The sequence below is a fragment of the Streptomyces sp. NPDC102467 genome (assembly GCF_044765445.1).
In the GTDB taxonomy this organism is placed as follows: Bacteria; Actinomycetota; Actinomycetes; order Streptomycetales; family Streptomycetaceae; genus Streptomyces.
The window spans coordinates 34,716-51,981 of sequence record NZ_JBIWKA010000022.1 but is presented as its reverse complement, the minus strand read 5'-3'; the positions used below and the strand labels follow the sequence as shown (position 1 = coordinate 51,981).

Below are 17,266 nucleotides of genomic sequence, written 5' to 3'. Positions count from 1 at the left end.
GGAATGGCGGCCGGGTGTGCTCTTCGTATTGACGCACAGTGTGCGCCATGGAGACCTCCACAAGATCCCCGGAAACGGAACCCCCGGAAGGTGATGTGGTGCCCGGCGCGCCGCGCCGCCCCTCCCCCGCGCTGAAGCGCGCGGTCCTCGCGTCCGTCGCCGGATGCGTGGTGCTCGGCGGTGTGCTCGTCCTGCTGCCGAAGGACGACGCGCCGAAGTCGTCCGCGCTGCCGGGGCCCGCCGGGCGGGCGGTGATCGCGGCCGCCGCCGGGGCGCCGGCGTCCCTGCCCGACCTGACCGCGCTGATCGTGCGGCACGAGGCCGAGCTGCGCAAGAACCCCCGGGACGACCGGACGTGGGCGGCGCTCGGGGCCGCCTATGTGGAGCGCGGTACGCGCACGGCCGACTCGGCGTTCTACCCCAAGGCGGAGCAGGCGCTGGGCAGTTCGCTGAAGGTGCGGCCCCGAGGGAACGTGGCGGCCGTCGACGGGCTCGCCGCGCTGGCCGCCGCGCGGGGCGACTGGCCGGGCGCCAAGAAGTGGGGCGAGGCCGCGACGAAGCTCGCGCCGAACCGCTGGCCGGCGTACTCCGCGCTGATCGACGCCTATCAGGGCGTCGGCGACTACAAGGCGGCAGAGAAGGCCCTGGAGAAGCTGGCCGGGCTCACGTCGGGCACGCCCGTGACGCTCGGCACCGCGACCGTGTACCGGGACAAGGGCTGGCGCGAGGACGCGGCGGCGCTGCTCACCGACGCCGCGGCCCGCGCCGGAACACCCACGGAGCAGGCCGCGCTGCTGCAGCGCGCCGGTGAACTGGCCTGGGAGCGGGGCGAACCCGCCGACGCGCTGCGGCACTTCGAGGCGGCGAGCGCGGCGGACCCGGACTTCCCTGCGGCGCTCGCGGGCCAGGCCCGTGCGCTCGCCTCACTGGGCCGTACGTCGGAGGCGCTGCGGGCGTACCAGCGGGCCATCGCCAAGCGGCCCGCACCCGAATACGCCCTGGAACTCGGTGAGTTGTACGAGTCTCTGCATCTGGGCGGGGCGGCTCGCGCCCAGTACGCCATGCTGCGGGCCCGCGCCGCGGCGCAGGGTGCGCACGGGGTGGACGACGCGCTCGTGCTCGGCCGGTTCGAGGCCGATCACGGGGATCCGGAGGCGGCGGTGGAGCGGCTGCGCGCGGAGTGGAAGCGGGCGCCGGGCGTCCAGGCCGCGGATGCGCTGGGCTGGGCGCTGCACCGGGCCGGCGAGGACGACGAGGCGATCGGGTTGTTGCGGCGGGCCACGGATCGGCAGAAGGGCGGATCGTTGCGCAGTGGCCTGATCATGTATCACCGGGGCGCGGTGGAGCGGGAGTTGGGTCTGTACGGGGCGGCCCGGCGGCACATCGGGGAGGCGCTGCGGATCAATCCGACGTTCTCCCCGCTGCTCGCTCCGCGGGCCCAGCAGGACCTGGCCGCACTCGGCGACCCGCCGACGGGCGGGCCCGAGCAGATGTGGGCCCCGCGGGGCACGGCTCCGCAGCGCCGTTGAGCGCTTCGCCGCCGACGGGGTGCGGCTCTCGTCGTGGCGGGTCGCGCAGTTCCCCGCGCCCCTGGTTTGTTCTTCGTGCTCAGCTCGGTGGGGACTTCTCGCGCAGTTCCCCGCGCCCCTGGAGCATGCGGCTTCGCCGCAGCCCCATGGGGCGCGTGATGCGCGCCGATGAAATGGCGCACGCAGTGCGCATTTCAGGGGCGCGGGGAACGGCGCGAGAAGTCCCCACCGGCCCGCGGGCAAGGTACTGCCCAGGGGCTCGGGGCCGTCACAACAGCGCCGTTCCGATCAACCCGTTCCGAGTGACCAACGCGGCAAGTTCCGGCTCGGGCAGGCCCTCCGTCCCACCGGGCCGCCGCGGCAGCACCATGTACCGCGTCTCCGCACTGGAGTCCCACACAGTGACCCGCACGCCCCGCGGAAGGGTCACCCCGAACTCGGCGAGCACCCCGCGAGGGTCCCGCACCACGCGCGAGCGGTACGCCTCGCTCTTGTACCAGCCGGGCGACGGGCCGAGCAGCCGCAGCGGGTAGCAGGAGCACAGGGTGCACACGATGACGTTGTGCACGGATTCGGTGTTCTCTGCGACGCGCAGGCGCTGATGCTGGACTCCGCCCGCGGCGAAGCCCAGCTCGCCGATGGCCGCCGCGCCGTCCGCGAGGAGCCGCTCCTTGAAGGCGGGGTCGGTCCAGGCGCGGGCCGCGACCTTCGCCCCGTTCACCGGGGAGGCGCCGGCCAGGAACCCGTCGATGACCTCGTCGACGGTGTCGCCGCCGACGATGCCCCGCTCCTCCAACAGGCTCTCCAGAAGCCGGACCTGGCGGGAGATCACCGCGTCGTCGTGGTCACCGGACATCCGTGGTGTCAGCCTTTCGCAAGTAGCTCTCCGACAGGTCGAGGACCACCTCGTGTTCGCCCTCGCCCCACAACTCCCGCGCGGCGAACCGCACCGCGTAGATCATTTCGACGGGGGCGTCGGCGCGGCCCTGCGCACGGGCGTCGGCGAGCGGTGCCGGGCCCTCCGGCTCGACGACGACGCCGAGCTTGCCGCGGGCGTAGCGCGGCAGTCGCGTGTGGTGCGGCGGGTCGTGGCGGTAGGTGCGCACCAAGTCGCCGGGTGTGTACGCGAGTTCAGGCATCGTTCAGAGCCCCCTGCGCGATCACGCCTTTGTGCTCCAGGAGCGTACGGATCGCGTGGAACCAGCGCTCGTAGTACGAGGCCGCCAGGTACTCGGCCGGCGGCATCGTCTCGATGGCGTCCCGGAACTCGTCGAGGTTGAAGACCTTCTTGACGAGCAGTGCGCGCTGGAGCGCGAAAACGCGCGCTTCCCAGTCCGCCTGGAAGGGTTCGGCGTCATCGCTGGTGTCGATGGCGCCGAACCCTGTCATGCCGCCTACGTCGTTCATCCTGGCCATGGGCCCACAGTAGGCGGCGGCCGGGCGCTCGCCTACAGGTTGCCGCGCTTCTCCTGCTCCCGCTCGATCGCCTCGAACAGGGCCTTGAAGTTGCCCTTGCCGAAGCCCATGGAGCCGTGCCGCTCGATCATCTCGAAGAAGACCGTCGGACGGTCCTGGACCGGCTTGGTGAAGATCTGCAGCAGGTAGCCGTCCTCGTCGCGGTCGACGAGGATCTTCTGCTCGCGCAGGGTCTCGACGGGGACGCGGGTCTCGCCCGCCCACTCGCCGAGCGTGTCGTAGTAGGAGTCCGGGGTGTCGAGGAACTGCACGCCGGCCGCGCGCATGGCCCGTACGGACGCGACGATGTCGTTCGTGGCGAGCGCGATGTGCTGGACGCCCGCGCCCCCGTAGAACTCCAGGTATTCGTCGATCTGGGACTTCTTCTTCGCGACGGCGGGCTCGTTGATCGGGAACTTGACCTTCAGCGTGCCGTCCGCGACGACCTTCGACATCAGCGCGCTGTACTCGGTCGCGATGTCGTCGCCCACGAACTCCTTCATGTTCGTGAAGCCCATGACCTTGTTGTAGAACGCGACCCATTCGTTCATGCGGCCGAGTTCGACGTTGCCGACGCAGTGGTCGATGGCCTGGAAGGTGCGCTTGGCGGGCGGCTCGACGATCGGAGCGGCCGGGGCGAAGCCGGGCAGGTAGGGGCCGTCGTAGCCGGAACGCTCCACCAGTGTGTGGCGGGTCTTGCCGTAGGTGGCGATGGCCGCGAGCACGACCGTGCCGTGGTCGTCCTTCACCTCGTACGGCTCCTGGAGGCCGCGGGCGCCGTGCTCGACGGCGTACGCGTACGCGGCGCGCGCGTCCGGCACCTCGATGGCGAGGTCGACGACGCCGTCACCGTGGGCGGCGACGTGCTCGTTCAGGAAGTGGCCCCACTCGGTGGACGCCTTGATGACGGAGGTGAACACGAAGCGGGCGGAGCCGTTGGTCAGGACGTACGAGGCGGTCTCGCGGCTGCCGTTCTCCGGTCCGGAGTAGGCGACGAGCTTCATGCCGAAGGCGGTGGAGTAGTAGTGCGCGGCCTGTTTGGCGTTGCCCACGGCGAAGACGACCGCGTCCATCCCCTTCACCGGGAAGGGGTCGGCCTGCCGGGCGGTGTCGGGGGCTGCTGCGGCGGACGAACCTGTGGTCTGCGTCATGTGTGGAGGCTCCCCCTGTTCCACAAGGTGCGCAATAGTTCGCGTATCCGCTGGGCAATCTGGCCAGTGGAACGCCCACTCCTACGGTCTTCTTGTACAGGGTGACCAGGGTGCCGGGGGTTGCCAGGTGACCGGGACGGCCGGGACCACTGCTTCTGGAGGTGCTCATGTCGATCGACCAGCTGGACGGGCGGCTGATCGTGCTGCTCGCGCGCGAGCCGCGGATCGGGGTCCTGGAGATGTCGCGGCGGCTCGGGGTCGCGCGCGGCACCGTGCAGGCCCGGCTCGACCGGCTTACCTCGAACGGAGTCATCCGCGGATTCGGCCCCGAGGTGGACCCGGCGGCGCTCGGCTATCCGGTCACGGCGTTCGCGACGCTGCAGATCCGGCAGGGTCAAGGAGCCGATGTCAGGGCCCATTTGGGGCGAGTCCCCGAGGTTCTCGAACTGCACACGACGACCGGCGGCGGCGACATGCTGTGCCGGCTCGTGGCCCGCTCGAACGCCGATCTTCAACGTGTGATCGACCTGGTTGTCGGTTTTGATGGCATCGTCCGGGCTTCCACGGCGATCGTCATGGAAAATCCCGTTCCGCTGCGCATCATCCCGCTGGTGGAACAGGCGTCGGGAGATTCCTGACACGGGGACCGGTTCGGAAGTGAGGTGCGATGAACTTCTGGGACTACCTCGGCAACCGGCACCAGCAGCTGCTCGCCGACTCGTATCAGCATGCCAGCGCCGTCTTCCAGTGCATGGTCGTCGCGACCCTCATCGGGATCGTCATCGCCGTCCTCACGTACCGCAGCGACTGGGCCGGGAACCTGGCGACCACCGCCACCTCCACGATCCTCACCATCCCCTCGCTCGCCATGATCGGCCTGCTGATCCCGATCGTGGGCCTCGGCGTCGCACCGACGGTGATCTCCCTGACCCTGTACGGGCTCCTGCCGATCGTGCGCAACGCCATCGTGGGCCTGCGCGGCGTCGACCCCACGCTGATCGACGCGGCGAAGGGCATCGGGATGTCCCGCGCCGCCCGGCTCTTCAAGGTGGAGCTGCCGCTGGCCTGGCCGCCGATCCTCACCGGGATCCGGGTCTCCACGCAGATGCTGATGGGCATCGCCGCGATCGCCGCGTACGCCTCCGGACCGGGTCTCGGCAACGAGATCTTCCGCGGCATCGCCTCCCTGGGCAGCGCCAACGCGCTCAACCAGGTGCTCGCGGGCACCCTCGGCATCATCGTTCTCGCCCTGCTCTTCGACGCCGCGTACGTCCTCATCGGACGGCTGACCATCCCGAGGGGGATCCGTGTCTGAGACCACCACGAGGCGCACGCCCGAACCGGGCCCCGAGCCGGGTCCCGTGCCCGTGGACGAGCGCAACACCGGCGCCACCATCGAGCTGGAGAACCTGACCAAACGCTATCCGGGCACCCACGACCCGGCCGTGGACAACGTCAACATGGAGATCAAGGCGGGCGAGCTCGTCATCTTCGTGGGCCCGTCCGGCTGTGGGAAGTCGACCACCCTGAAGATGATCAACCGGCTGATCGAGCCGACCGGCGGACGGATCCGCATCGGCGGCGAGGACGTCACCGACATGGACCCGGTGAAGCTGCGCCGCAAGGTCGGCTACGCGATCCAGTCCTCGGGTCTCTTCCCGCACATGACGGTGGCGCAGAACATCGCGCTCGTGCCGAAAATGGTCGGCTGGTCGAAGTCGCGGATCAAGTCGCGGGTCGAGGAGATGCTCGACCTGGTCGGGCTCGACCCCGGCGAGTTCCACGGCCGCTACCCGCGCCAGCTCTCCGGCGGACAGCAGCAACGCGTGGGCGTGGCACGGGCGTTGGCGGCCGACCCGCCGGTGCTGCTGATGGACGAGCCGTTCGGCGCCGTCGACCCGATCACCCGCGACCACCTCCAGGACGAGCTGATCCGGCTCCAGCACGAGCTGCACAAGACGATCGTCTTCGTCACGCACGACTTCGACGAGGCCATCAAGCTCGGCGACCGGATCGCGGTGCTGCGGGAGCACTCGCACATCGCGCAGTTCGACACCCCCGAGGCCATCCTCACCAATCCGGCCGACGACTTCGTGTCCGGGTTCGTGGGCGCGGGCGCGGCCCTCAAGCGGCTCAACCTCACCCGCGTACGCGACGTCGAGGTGACCGACTATCCGACGGTGGGCGTCGACGACCCGCTGCAGGACATCTTCAACAAGCTGCGGGCGGCCGGCACGAACGAGCTCCTGCTGCTCGACCGGCGCCGCCGCCCCTACAAGTGGCTGCGCCGCGGCGACCTGATGCGCGCCAAGGGCTCCCTTGCCCGCGCGGGCACCCTGGTCCACGACACCGTCACCTGGGACGCGACCCTGCGCGACGCGCTCGAAGCCGTCCTCACCGACAACGCGGGCCGGGTCGCGGTGACCGGGCGGCGCGGCGAGTACGAGGGCGTCGTCGACATGGAGACGCTGATGAACTCCGTGCACGAACTCCTGGAGGCCGACCGGCTCGAAGCGGTCGAGCACCAGCACGAGCTGGAGGAGCACAGGGCCCAGCAGACGCAGGCGGAGCAGGAGGGCGCGCAGGCCGGCGACGGGGAGGCGAAGGCGTGAGCACTCCCCTGAAGCAGGGCGACGGGCGGCCCGAGGGCGAGCACGAGGTCAAGGGCCTCGCGTTCCGCGACGAGGGCGAGGGCGAGCAGGAGGCGCCGCCGCGGTCCGCCGCACGGCAGGAGCGCCGCATCACCTGGCAGAAGGTGACGTTCCTGCCGGTCGTGCTCGTGGCGGTGCTCCTCGCCACCTGGCTCTGGTTCCGCAGCGCCGACCTCGACTCGATCTCCGAGAACGCGATCTCCGGCGGGCAGGTGTGGAAGGCGCTGCGCCAGCACGTCACCCTGACGGTGATCTCGACGTTCTTCGTGCTGATCATCGCGATCCCGCTGGGGATCCTGCTGACCCGCAAGACGTTCCGCAAGGCGACCCCGTTCGCGCTCACCCTCGCCAACATGGGACAGGCGACACCCGCGATCGGCCTCCTCGCCCTGCTCGTCATCTGGCTCGGCATCGGCCAGAAGACCGCCCTGATCGGCATCATCATCTACGCGATCCTGCCGGTGCTCTCCAACACGATCGCAGGGCTGAAGGCCAACGACCCGACGCTCCTGGAGGCCGCGCGCGGAATCGGCATGTCGCCGATGGGCGTGCTCAGGAAGGTCGAACTGCCCCTCGCCGTCCCGCTGATCCTCGCCGGGGTGCGCACCGCGCTCGTCCTCAACGTCGGTACCGCGACGCTCGCCACGTTCGGCGGCGGCGGCGGACTCGGCGTCCTGATCACCACCGGGATCACCAACCAGCGCATGCCGGTCCTGATGCTCGGCTCCATCCTGACCATCGCGCTCGCGCTGCTCGTCGACTGGCTGGCCTCGCTGGCCGAACTCCTGTTGCGGCCGCGCGGGCTGGAGGTGCGCACATGAGGTACCGGATGCGTCTGGCAGCGGCGGCGACGAGCGGTCTGGCGCTGCTCGCCGGCTGCGGGCTCACCAGCGGCAGCCCCCTGGTCGACGACGTACGGCCCGGCTCGGTCGGCAAGGGCGAGCCGCTCAAGGGCGCGAGCATCACCGTCACGTCGAAGGAGTTCACCGAGCAGCTGGTCCTCGGCGCGATGATGGGCATCGCGTTCAAGGCGGCCGGCGCGGACGTCCTGGACCGGACCGGCATCCAGGGTTCCGTCGGCGCCCGCGAGGCCATCAAGTCCGGTGACGCGGACGCCATGTACGAGTACACGGGCACGGCCTGGATCACGTACCTCGGCAACTCCGATCCGATCCCCGACCCGCAGAAGCAGTGGCAGGCGGTGCACGACGCCGACCTCAAGAACGGCATCACCTGGCTGCCGCCGTCCGCGCTCAACAACACGTACGCGCTCGCCATGAACCAGGCCAACTTCAAGAAGTACGGCACCAAGACGCTCTCCGACGTCGCCGCGCTCTCCAAGTCGAACCCGGGCGCCGTCACCCTGTGCGTGGAGAGCGAGTTCGCCAACCGTGCGGACGGGCTGCCCGGCATGGAGAAGGCGTACGGGATGAAGATCCCCGCCGGGAACATCACGCAGATGGACAGCGGCATCATCTACACGCAGGCGAACAAGGGCAGTTGCACGTTCGGCGAGGTGTACACGACCGACGGCCGCATCAAGGCGATGAACCTGAAGACCATGGCGGACGACCGGCATTTCTTCCCGAACTACAACGCGGCGCCCGAGATCAACACCAAGTCGCTGAAGAAGTACCCGAAGATGGCCGAGGTCCTGGACCCCATCACCAAGAAGCTCGACAACACCGTCGCGCAGGAACTCAACGCCAAGGTCGACGTCGACGGGCAGGACCCGCACGACGTGGCGAAGGACTGGCTGGTGAAGGAGGGCTTCGTCAAGGAGTGAGCCGCGCGTTACGGCGTGCGGCTCAGCACTTGGGGACGGAGCCGAAGTCCTTCTCCAGGTCCGTCAGAGCGGTGACCGCGCCCTTGAGCGTGCTCACCGGGATCAGCCGCATCGACTTCGGCGCCGACGCCTTCGCGTCCGCGCACTCCGCCTTCGGTACGAGGAAGACCGTGGCGCCGTCACGGTCGGCGGCCTGCACCTTCAGCGAGACCCCGCCGACCGCGCCCACCTTGCCGTCGTCGTCGATGGTGCCGGTGCCCGCGATCGACTTCCCGCCGGTCAGCTCGCCGCCGCTGCCGTCGCCGTCCAGCATGTCGATGATGCCGAGCGAGAAGAGCAGACCGGCGCTGGGGCCGCCGACGTCGCCGAGCTGAAGAGTGACCCGGACCTTGTCCGTGCCGTCCTGGCCCTCGTCGGCCAGGTAGGCCAGGGCGGCCTCGGTGGCGGCGTCCTGGGAGCCCTTCATCTCGTCCTTGTTGTGCGCCTCGATCTCCTTCGTGGAGTTCCCCGCCGGGTAGACGGAGTCCCGCGGCATGATCGCCTGATTCTCCGCGAACCAGCCGTCGAGCACGTCACCGAAATGCACCGACGCATCGGGCCCTGTCGCCACGATGGTCACCGCGCGCAGCGCTCCGCGGGTGTCCCGGGTGGGGGCGCCGGTGATCTTGATGACGGCCTTGCCGTCGTCCTCACCGAGCACGTTCGTCGTGGGCCCTGGCTGCGCCACCGAGAACGGCAGCGGGGCGAACCCGGCGACCGCGAGCAACGCGATGACCGGGAGCGCGCAGAGGGCTAGGGCAGCGGGGCGGCTGAGGCGGTTGAGCACGGGCCCAATCTAACGCGGCCGGGGTTTTGCGCGGGGGGCGCCTTCGCGTGGGCCAGGGTTTTGCGCGCGGGGCGGCTTCGCGTGGGCCAGGGTTTTGCGCGCGGGGCGGCTTCGCGTGGGCCGGGTTCGGTTGCGCTTGATCGTCGGGTGCGGGCCGGTGGGGACTTCTCGCGCAGTTCCCCGCGCCCCTGAGGCCTGCGGCTCCGCCCGCGGGCCGGTGGGGACTTCTCGCGCAGTTCCCCGCGCCCCTGGAGCATGCGGCTCCGCCGCAGCCCCATGGGGCGCACGCGCGTGCGCCCTCTGAGATGGCGCACGCAGTGCGCATCTCAGGGGCGCGGGGAACTGCGCGACCAGCCCCCACCGGCCCGCGGTCGCCACGCAACCGGACGGACTACGGCGCGACGTACAGACTCAGCCGCGCAGTGGTGAACCGGCGCAACACATCCGGCAGCGGGGCGACCCCGATGCCGGGCCCCGAAGGCACGGGCAGATGGCCGTCCGCCAGGACGAACGGCTCCGTGATGTCCTCGGCGAAATACCGGCTGGAAGCAGACGTGTCGCCGGGCAGCGTAAAACCGGGCAACGCGGCAAGCGCCAGGTTCGGGGCCCGCCCGATCCCGGTCTCCAGCATCCCCCCGCACCAGGCGGCCACGCCATGCGCGGAGGCGACATCGTGGACGCGGCGCGCCTCCAGATATCCGCCGACCCGGGCGGGCTTGACGTTGACGACCCGGCACGCGTCCATGGCGATGGCGGACGCCGTGTCGCGGGCGTTGTGCAGCGACTCGTCGAGGCAGACGGGGGTGGCGATGCGCTGCTGGAGGAGGGCGTGGGCGTGCAGGTTGTTCTCTTCGAGGGGCTCCTCGATGAGCAGCAGCCCGAACGCGTCGAGCCGCCGCAGATGCTCGGCGTCGGCGAGCGTGTAGGCCGTGTTGGCGTCGACCTGGAGGGGGAGGTCCGCCCCGAACCGTTCGCGTACGGCCGCTACGGGCGCCACGTCCCAGCCGGGTTCGATCTTCAGCTTGATCCGGATGTACCCCTCGGCGAGATAGCGCTCGACGTCGTCGAGGAGCTCGGGGACCGAGTCCTTGATGCCGACGGAGACCCCGGCGGGCACCCGGTCGCGTACGGCACCGAGGTAGGTGGCCAGCGACATGCGGTGGGCGCGCAGCTCGGCGTCGAGGACAGCCGTCTCCAGCGCGGCCTTGGCCAGCTCGTGCCCCTTGATCTTGGCCATCGCGGGCGCGAGCGCCGCCGTCGTCAGTTCGGGCAGGGCGGCGACGCGCGGCAGCAGGAAGTCGCGGATCACGGTCTCGGCGCCGGAGACGAACTCGGAGCAGTACAGCGGCTCCGGGTCGGCGGCGAACTCCGACCAGCCCTCCGCCTCGTCGGTGACGACGTGCAGCAGGAAGGTGTCCTTGGTCGTCATCGTGCCGAACGACGTACGGAACGGGGTGACCAGCGGGATGGCGACATGCAGCAGTTCTACGTGGTCGAGCCTCATGCCTGCTTCTCCTCGGTCAGGGTGTACCAGCCGTCGCGGGACATGGCGGTGGCGGCGTACCCGTCGGCGAAGGCGTCCGTGAACACGGAGCGGACGGCGTGGCGCCAGCGCAGCGCGAGCGCGGGGTCGGCGGCGCGCAGCCGCACGATGTCGCCGGGGACGCGGCAGTGCAGGACACCGTCCGCACCGAGCACGAGCGGGTCGCCGTCGGGGGCGGTTTCGAGAACGGTGCCGGCGGGGACGGCGGGCTCTGCCGTGCGGTCGTCGCGGGCCAGGTCCCAGGTGACGGTGAGCCGGTCGCTCTCGTCGCCGTCGTTCACTCCGTCGGCCATGGGCCCGTAGAAGTCGACGAGGTACTCGGTGCCGGTGGCGCCCAGCTTGACCAGGTTGAAGCGGGCGTTGCGGCCGACCAGCGGGTCGAACGTCCAGCGCATGGTGCGCGCCCCGCGTTCCAGCGCCCACACCCGCTGGCCCTGCTTCACGGCGAGCCCGACGCCCCGGTCGCTGGTACCGGCGGCGGCCACGAACGAGTACACGTCGGATGCCGCGGGCTGACCGAACACAGCGGCGGCCGCCCCGCGCAGCTCGCCCGCGTCCGTGTACGCGGCGTGCACGGCGCCGCCCGCGTGCACCAGGCTGTGCAGCACCTCGGCCGGGTAGGGCGGGGTGCTGCGCGGGGTCTGCCAGACGTCGCTGAAGAAGTCGGCGACGGCCGCGATGCCGGACACGTCGTGGGCGGTGCGGACGGTGACGCCGGCCGCGTGCGCGGCCGCGGCGGCACGATCACGTACTGCGGGTGCTGCGAGTACTTCAGGTGCTGCGGGTGCTGCGGGTGCTCCGGTCATGCCTTGAGTCTCGGCGGGCGGGCAGGGGCCCGGGTTGTCCGTCGGCACAACAGGTACTTAAGGTCGTTTGGCGATCGGCCAAACGGAGGCTGCTCCCCGCCGGAAAGGCCCCCCATGGACAGCCCTCACCTCAGCCACCACCCCGCTCCCACCCTCAGTGATCTGCTCGATGTGCTCGGCGGCTCGTCCGTGCGGGCCATCGTCGCGCCCGCCGGGCTCGCCGTGTCGGTCGGTGAGGTGCTGCTGTACGACGCCGAGGCCCCGCTGCCCCAGGCGCCCGGCGCCGTCCTCCTCGCGGTCGGTGTCCGCGCCGAGGCCGCGGCCCCGCTGGTGCACGCCGCCGCCGACGCGGGCATGGCGGCCGTGGTCGTGCGGGGCGGCGCCGAGCGGCACCACCCCGTGGCGGCGGCCGAGCGGGCCGGGATCGCGCTGCTCGCGGTCGACGACGACGCCGCCTGGCACCGCGTGCACCTGCTGCTGTCCTCCGCGGCCGGCGCCGGGACCGCGCCCACCGCGTCCGGCGACCTGTTCGCGCTGGCCGACGCGATCGCCGCGGCGGTCGGCGGGGCCACCGCCGTCGAGGACCCGCGCCAGCGCATCCTCGCCTACTCGACCGTGCCGGGGCAGATCGTCGACGAGGACCGCCGCCAGGGCATCCTCGGCCTCCAGGTGCCCGACAGTCCCGAGAACGCGGAGCAGTACCGCACCCTGTTCGCCGCAAAGGCGCCGCTGCGGCTGCCCGCGCTCGACGCCGAGAACCTGCCCCGGCTCGCCGTCGCCGTGCGCGCGGGCGGCGAGACGCTCGGCTCGCTGTGGGTCGTCGACGAAGGCACCCTCGCCGCCGATGCCGAGCGGGCCCTGACCCAGGGCGCCTCCACCGCCGCGCTGTTGCTGCTGCGGGCCCGCGCCGCGCAGGAACTGGCCCGCCACCTCGGCGGCGACCTGCTGCGCCGCGTCCTGGACGGCACCGCCGACGCGGCCGGCGCCGCCCACCGCCTGGGCCTCGGCGCCGGTACGGACCCGGTGCGGGTCGCGGCGTTCGCCCCGGCCGGGCCGAGCGCGGCGCCCGACGTGGAGCGCACGGCACTGCGCCTCCTTGACCTCGTACGCCTGCAGTGCGAGGCCCGCTACGGGCGGCACGCCTGCGTCCTCGTCGACGGCGTCGTGTACGCGCTGCTCCCGGCGACCGGTGAACGCGGCGCGGCCCGCCACAAGCGGCTGGCCCAGGACATCGTGGAGCGGGCCGGGCACGCCCTGCGCGTCCCCGTGCGCGCCGGGCTCGGGGTGCTGGTACCGGGCCTGGCGCGGGCCACGGACTCGCGGGACGACGCCGATCTGGTGCTCAGGTGCCTCGACGAGGAACGCCCCGTCGCGGTCGTGGACGACGTACGGGCCCGGGTCACCCTGCTGCGGCTCGACGAACTCGTGGGCGCGCGAAGGGAGTTGACGTCGGACGGGACGTGGGTGCGGGTGCTGGCGTACGACGCCGCGCACGGTACGGAGTACGCGCGTACGGTGCTGGCGTGGCTGGATGCCGGGTGCGACATGGCGGGCGCGGCGAAGAATCTCGCCGTCCATCCGAACACGTGCCGGTACCGCCTTCGGCAGGCGCGGGAACAGGTGGGCCTGGATCTCGACGACCCGGACGAGCGGTTGGTGTTGTGGCTGGAGGCGCGGCTTGCTGGGGCGGGATCCGCCTAGGGCCCTTCTGACGGGTGCCTGTTCGGTGGGCGGCTGCGGACCGGTGGTCCTGCTGCGCGCAGTTCCTCGCGCCCCTGAAGGCGAGCGGCTTCGCCGCTCAGCCTTCATCGGGGAAATGCGGCGCGAAGCGCCTGCATTTCAGGGGCGCGGGGAACTGCGCGACCAGCCACGACGCAACCCGCAGCCGCCCACCGAACAGGCACTCCGCAGACGGTTCAGCGTAGCCAGGCCACCAACTTGCGCTCACATTCCACCAGTTGACCTACCGGCACATACTCCCCGGCCGTGTGCGCGAGCGCCGGATCCCCGGGTCCGAAATTCAGCGCGGGCACCCCGAGCTCGGTGAAGCGGGCGACATCCGTCCAGCCCAGTTTCGGGCGCGGCTCGGCGCCGAGGAAGCGGACCAGGGAGGCGACGGCGGGCCGGTCGAGGCCGGGCAGGGCGCCGGGCACGACCTCCGTCACCTCGAACTCGTACTCGCACGCGTTCTCATGGGATTCCGCGGAGAAGAGCCCTCGGACGTAACTCTCGGCCTGGGCCGCCGAACGGCTGGGCGCGAAGCGGGCGTTGAGGGAGATGACACAGGTGTCGGGGACGACGTTCCCGGCGACCCCGGCGCGTACGGCGACGGCGCTGAGCCCTTCCCGGTACTCGAGCCCGTCGATAACCACCCGCTCCGGGACGTGCTCGTCGAGCAGCCGCAGCACCGCCGCGGCGCGGTGCGCGGCGTTGACGCCCATCCAGGCGCGGGCGGTGTGCGCGCGGGCGCCGCGCACGGTGATGTCGGCGCTGAGTACGCCCTGGCAGCCCGCCTCCACTCCCGCGCCGGACGGCTCCATGAGGATCGCGAGGTCGGCGGCGAGCAGTTCGGGCCGCTCCGCCGCGATGCGGTGCAGGCCGTTGCGGTCGCCCTCGACCTCCTCGCACTCGTAGAAGACGTACGTGATGTCGCGGGCGGACGGTGCGGTGAGCGTGGCGGCCAGGCGCAGGGCGACGGCGACGCCGCCCTTCATGTCGCAGGCGCCGAGCCCGTGGAGGAGTCCGCCGTCGAGGCGCGCGGGCAGGTTGGCCGCGGCGGGCACGGTGTCGAGGTGTCCCGCGATGATCACGCGCTCGGGGCGGCCGAGGGTGGTGCGGGCGACGACGGAGTTGCCGACGCGGTCGACGCTCAGGTGGGGCAGGGCGGCGAGGGCCGTCTCGACGGCGTCGGCGAGGGGTCCCTCGGCGCCGCTCTCGGAGGGGATGTCGACGAGCGCGCGGGCGAGTTCGACGACGTCGGCGGTGAGGTCGAGGGCGGCGGTGAGGTCGAGGGCGGCGGCGTTCACGAAGGCCTGCCTTCCGGGTTGTTGAGCTTCGAGTGCTTGATTCCGTACAGCCGGTAGAGGACGAGCCCGGCCGCCATCCACGCGCCGAACGCCACCCAGGTGTCCGTACCGAGGCTGAACAGCATGTACACGCAGCACGCCACACCGAGCAGCGGCACCACCGGCGACCACGGCACCCGGAAGCTGCGGGGCGCGTCGGGGTTGCGGCGGCGCAGCAGGATCACCGCGATGTTGACGAGGGCGAACGCGAACAGCGTGCCGATACTGGTGGCGTCGGCCAGGCTGCCCAGCGGCACGAGGGCGGCGAGCACGGCGATGAACGACGAGACGATGACCGTGTTCACGCGCGGCACCCCGCTCTTGGCGTGCACCCGCGAGAAGACGGGCGGCACCAGTCCGTCCCGCGACATCGCGAACAGGATGCGGATCTGCCCGTACTGCACGGTGAGGACGACGCTCGTCGTCGCGACGACCGCGCCGACCGACAGCAGGATCGGCCAGAGGCTGCCGCCGCCGACGGCCCGTACGAGAACCTGGCTCAGTGTCGCCTCCGTCCCCGCGAAGTCGTGCCACGGCATCGCGCCGAGCGCCGCCACCGCCACGAGCACGTACAACGCCGTGACCAGGACGAGGGAGAGGATGATCGCGCGCGGCAGGTCGCGCTGCGGGTTCTTCGCCTCCTCGCCTGCCGTGGAGGCGGCGTCGAAGCCGATGTAGGAGAAGAAGAGCGAGGCCGCGCCCGCGCTCATCCCGGCGGCGCCGAGCGGGAACAGCGGCCGGAAGTTGCCCGCGCGGAACGCGGTGAAGGCGACCGCGCAGAACATCACCAGGGCGGCGACCTTGATCGCGACCATGACGACGTTGGCGACGGCGCTCTCCTTCGCCCCGCGCAGCAGCACCACCATGGCGAGGACGACGATCGCGGCGGCCGGAATGTTGAGGACACCGCCGGCGCCGGGCGGCGCGCTGAACGTGTCCGGCAGGGTGACGCCCACGGTCAGGTCGAGCAGCTCGTTGACGTACTGGCCCCAACCGACCGCGACGGCGGCGACCGACACCCCGTACTCCAGGATCAGACACCAGCCGCACACCCAGGCGACGAGTTCGCCGAGTGTCGCGTACGCGTAGCTGTACGAGGATCCGGAGCCGGGGATCATGCCCGCGAGCTCGGCGTACGACAGCGCCGAGAAGAGGGCGGTCACTCCGGCGAGAACGAAGGAGACGACGATCGCGGGCCCGGCCTCGGGCACCGCCTCGCCGAGGACGACGAAGATGCCGGTGCCGAGGGTGGCGCCGACCGACAGCAGGGCCAGCTGCCACATGCCCATGGTGCGCCGCAGCGCGCTGCCCGCGGCCGCGGCGGCCGCCACGTCCTGGCGCCTGGTCAGTCTCTGCACGTCCAAGGCAACGCTCTCCTCACCCCTGCACCGGTTGTCGCCCCGATGATGCTGAGCGCGGGCAGGGCGGGGGTGGGGAGATCCGCCAGAAAGCGGGCGGGCGCTTTGGCCAACCGGCCAAAACGCCCGCTCACATGGATTTCCCGCAGGTCAGCGCAGCGCGTCCGCCACTTCCCGGGCGGCATCCATGACCCGCGGCCCGACCCGTTCGGGCACGGCGTCCGCCAGCATCACCACGCCGACGCTGCCCTCCAGACCGGTCACCCCGAGGAGAGGAGCCGCGGCGCCGCTCGCGCCCGCCTCCAGTTCGCCGTGGGTGAGGGTGTAACCGGGTTCGGGCAGCAGGCCCCGCCGGGAGGCGAGGATCGCGCGGCCCGCGGCGCCCTTGTCCAGCGGATGCCGGAACCCGGTCCGGTACGCCACGTGGTAGTCGGTCCAGGTCGGTTCGACGACGGCCACGGCCAGCGCCTCCGACCCGTCGACCAGCGTCAGGTGCGCCGTCGCCCCTATGTCCTCGGCCAGCGAGCGCAGCGCCGGCAGCGCGGCCTCGCGTACCAGCGGATGGACCTGGCGGCCCAGGCGCAGCACACCGAGGCCGACCCGGGCGCGGCCGCCCAGGTCGCGGCGGACGAGGGCGTGCTGCTCCAGGGTGGCGAGCAGACGGTAGACGACAGTGCGGTTGACGCCGAGTTTGTTGGACAGCTCGGTCACGGTCAGCCCGTGGTCGGTGTCGGCGAGCAGTTTGAGGACGCGCAGTCCCCGGTCGAGCGTCTGGGAGGTCTCCGCGGTCACGACGCCCACTCCTTAGTGGTGAGGGTCGACGGTCTCCTACGCGGCGGTTGTCGCCGCCTGTCCCTTGGGCGACGCGCGTCAGAGCCGCCGGTCGGTGATCAGGCGCTGGGCTGCATACAGCTGCAACATCTGCCAACAGCTGCATTCGGCTGTCTTCGTGCGTACCGGCTGCGCTCCGCGGCGGCTCTGCCACGGGGCGTGTGCGTTGCCGGGAATGTAGCGAGGTCGTCCCGCTGAGCGGAAGACTCCGTCCAGAATCCGGTCAGTCGGTGGCCGGAGTTATGGGCGATTGCCCGCACTTGGT

At 71.5% G+C, this 17,266-nt stretch carries 17 protein-coding genes; 7 read left to right on the top strand and 10 right to left on the bottom strand.

Features of this window, described 5'->3' with window-relative positions:
• The first annotated feature begins 47 nt into the window (after nucleotides 1-47).
• Entirely contained in the window at nucleotides 48-1,529 is a 1,482-nt protein-coding gene (locus tag ACIREE_RS36420; protein ID WP_404162293.1) for a tetratricopeptide repeat protein, read from the top strand.
• A gap of 268 nt (nucleotides 1,530-1,797) precedes the next feature.
• On the opposite strand, the gene nthA is transcribed toward ACIREE_RS36420, so the two are convergent.
• Genes nthA through hppD form a run of 4 tightly spaced genes read right to left on the bottom strand, consistent with a single transcriptional unit; the run spans nucleotide 1,798 to nucleotide 4,135 of the window.
• Entirely contained in the window at nucleotides 1,798-2,385 is a 588-nt protein-coding gene (nthA, locus tag ACIREE_RS36415; protein ID WP_404162292.1) for a nitrile hydratase subunit alpha, read from the bottom strand.
• Complete coding sequence (locus tag ACIREE_RS36410; protein WP_404162289.1) at nucleotides 2,375-2,668, bottom strand: SH3-like domain-containing protein; 294 nt, start codon at nucleotides 2,666-2,668, stop codon at nucleotides 2,375-2,377. Before ACIREE_RS36410 ends, nthA begins: the two co-directional genes overlap by 11 nt.
• Nucleotides 2,661-2,945 (bottom strand): hypothetical protein, encoded by a 285-nt coding sequence (locus ACIREE_RS36405; RefSeq protein WP_404162286.1) that lies wholly within the window; start codon nucleotides 2,943-2,945, stop codon nucleotides 2,661-2,663. The genes ACIREE_RS36410 and ACIREE_RS36405 overlap by 8 nt, the downstream gene beginning before the upstream one ends.
• 32 nt (nucleotides 2,946-2,977) lie before the next feature.
• Entirely contained in the window at nucleotides 2,978-4,135 is a 1,158-nt protein-coding gene (gene hppD / locus ACIREE_RS36400; protein ID WP_404162283.1) for a 4-hydroxyphenylpyruvate dioxygenase, read from the bottom strand.
• Nucleotides 4,136-4,302: 167 nt separating this feature from the next.
• On the opposite strand from hppD, the gene ACIREE_RS36395 reads away from it, so the two are divergent.
• From ACIREE_RS36395 to ACIREE_RS36375, 5 genes are read left to right on the top strand one after another with little or no spacing between them, the layout of a single operon-like run.
• Nucleotides 4,303-4,773, top strand: coding sequence for an Lrp/AsnC family transcriptional regulator (locus ACIREE_RS36395; RefSeq protein WP_404162281.1), 471 nt, complete (start codon nucleotides 4,303-4,305; stop codon nucleotides 4,771-4,773).
• 29 nt (nucleotides 4,774-4,802) lie between these two features.
• Nucleotides 4,803-5,450 (top strand): ABC transporter permease, encoded by a 648-nt coding sequence (locus ACIREE_RS36390; protein ID WP_404162279.1) that lies wholly within the window; start codon nucleotides 4,803-4,805, stop codon nucleotides 5,448-5,450.
• A gap of 46 nt (nucleotides 5,451-5,496) precedes the next feature.
• Entirely contained in the window at nucleotides 5,497-6,747 is a 1,251-nt protein-coding gene (locus tag ACIREE_RS36385) for an ABC transporter ATP-binding protein (RefSeq protein ID WP_404162543.1), read from the top strand.
• Nucleotides 6,744-7,607, top strand: a complete 864-nt coding sequence (locus ACIREE_RS36380; RefSeq protein ID WP_404162276.1) for an ABC transporter permease — start codon at nucleotides 6,744-6,746, stop codon at nucleotides 7,605-7,607. Before ACIREE_RS36385 ends, ACIREE_RS36380 begins: the two co-directional genes overlap by 4 nt.
• Nucleotides 7,604-8,572 (top strand): glycine betaine ABC transporter substrate-binding protein, encoded by a 969-nt coding sequence (locus tag ACIREE_RS36375; protein ID WP_404162273.1) that lies wholly within the window; start codon nucleotides 7,604-7,606, stop codon nucleotides 8,570-8,572. The genes ACIREE_RS36380 and ACIREE_RS36375 overlap by 4 nt, the downstream gene beginning before the upstream one ends.
• Nucleotides 8,573-8,594: 22 nt before the next feature.
• Here the strand turns inward: ACIREE_RS36375 and ACIREE_RS36370 are convergent, their stop codons facing one another.
• From ACIREE_RS36370 to ACIREE_RS36360, 3 genes are all read right to left on the bottom strand, one after another.
• The gene (locus ACIREE_RS36370) at nucleotides 8,595-9,398 is read right to left on the bottom strand and encodes a S16 family serine protease (RefSeq protein WP_404162270.1); all 804 of its coding nucleotides are present in this window, start codon (nucleotides 9,396-9,398) and stop codon (nucleotides 8,595-8,597) included.
• A gap of 391 nt (nucleotides 9,399-9,789) precedes the next feature.
• Nucleotides 9,790-10,902, bottom strand: a complete 1,113-nt coding sequence (gene menC / locus ACIREE_RS36365) for an o-succinylbenzoate synthase (protein WP_404162267.1) — start codon at nucleotides 10,900-10,902, stop codon at nucleotides 9,790-9,792.
• Entirely contained in the window at nucleotides 10,899-11,747 is an 849-nt protein-coding gene (locus ACIREE_RS36360) for a chorismate synthase (RefSeq protein WP_404162266.1), read from the bottom strand. Before ACIREE_RS36360 ends, menC begins: the two co-directional genes overlap by 4 nt.
• A 114-nt stretch (nucleotides 11,748-11,861) precedes the next feature.
• On the opposite strand from ACIREE_RS36360, the gene ACIREE_RS36355 reads away from it, so the two are divergent.
• Nucleotides 11,862-13,448: a PucR family transcriptional regulator gene (locus ACIREE_RS36355; RefSeq protein WP_404162263.1), complete on the top strand. Its 1,587-nt coding sequence runs from the start codon at nucleotides 11,862-11,864 to the stop codon at nucleotides 13,446-13,448.
• Between the two features lie 215 nt (nucleotides 13,449-13,663).
• Here the strand turns inward: ACIREE_RS36355 and dapE are convergent, their stop codons facing one another.
• The 3 genes from dapE to ACIREE_RS36340 form a co-directional block, all read right to left on the bottom strand.
• Complete coding sequence (dapE, locus tag ACIREE_RS36350) at nucleotides 13,664-14,773, bottom strand: succinyl-diaminopimelate desuccinylase (RefSeq protein WP_404162261.1); 1,110 nt, start codon at nucleotides 14,771-14,773, stop codon at nucleotides 13,664-13,666.
• Nucleotides 14,770-16,170: an amino acid permease gene (locus ACIREE_RS36345; RefSeq protein ID WP_404162540.1), complete on the bottom strand. Its 1,401-nt coding sequence runs from the start codon at nucleotides 16,168-16,170 to the stop codon at nucleotides 14,770-14,772. Before ACIREE_RS36345 ends, dapE begins: the two co-directional genes overlap by 4 nt.
• Nucleotides 16,171-16,320: 150 nt before the next feature.
• Nucleotides 16,321-16,962: an IclR family transcriptional regulator gene (locus tag ACIREE_RS36340; protein ID WP_404162258.1), complete on the bottom strand. Its 642-nt coding sequence runs from the start codon at nucleotides 16,960-16,962 to the stop codon at nucleotides 16,321-16,323.
• Between the last annotated feature and the right edge of the window lie 304 nt (nucleotides 16,963-17,266).

What these genes read in the sequence shown, in the direction of transcription:
- ACIREE_RS36390 (WP_404162279.1), top strand. Translation starts at nt 4,803, where the DNA reads ATGAACTTCTGGGACTACCTCGGCAACCGGCACCAGCAGCTGCTCGCC.
- ACIREE_RS36375 (WP_404162273.1), top strand. Translation starts at nt 7,604, where the DNA reads ATGAGGTACCGGATGCGTCTGGCAGCGGCGGCGACGAGCGGTCTGGCG.
- nthA (WP_404162292.1), bottom strand. Translation starts at nt 2,385, where the DNA reads ATGTCCGGTGACCACGACGACGCGGTGATCTCCCGCCAGGTCCGGCTT.
- ACIREE_RS36410 (WP_404162289.1), bottom strand. Translation starts at nt 2,668, where the DNA reads ATGCCTGAACTCGCGTACACACCCGGCGACTTGGTGCGCACCTACCGC.
- ACIREE_RS36405 (WP_404162286.1), bottom strand. Translation starts at nt 2,945, where the DNA reads ATGGCCAGGATGAACGACGTAGGCGGCATGACAGGGTTCGGCGCCATC.
- menC (WP_404162267.1), bottom strand. Translation starts at nt 10,902, where the DNA reads ATGAGGCTCGACCACGTAGAACTGCTGCATGTCGCCATCCCGCTGGTC.
- ACIREE_RS36355 (WP_404162263.1), top strand. Translation starts at nt 11,862, where the DNA reads ATGGACAGCCCTCACCTCAGCCACCACCCCGCTCCCACCCTCAGTGAT.
- ACIREE_RS36360 (WP_404162266.1), bottom strand. Translation starts at nt 11,747, where the DNA reads ATGACCGGAGCACCCGCAGCACCCGCAGCACCTGAAGTACTCGCAGCA.
- ACIREE_RS36395 (WP_404162281.1), top strand. Translation starts at nt 4,303, where the DNA reads ATGTCGATCGACCAGCTGGACGGGCGGCTGATCGTGCTGCTCGCGCGC.
- ACIREE_RS36420 (WP_404162293.1), top strand. Translation starts at nt 48, where the DNA reads ATGGAGACCTCCACAAGATCCCCGGAAACGGAACCCCCGGAAGGTGAT.
- hppD (WP_404162283.1), bottom strand. Translation starts at nt 4,135, where the DNA reads ATGACGCAGACCACAGGTTCGTCCGCCGCAGCAGCCCCCGACACCGCC.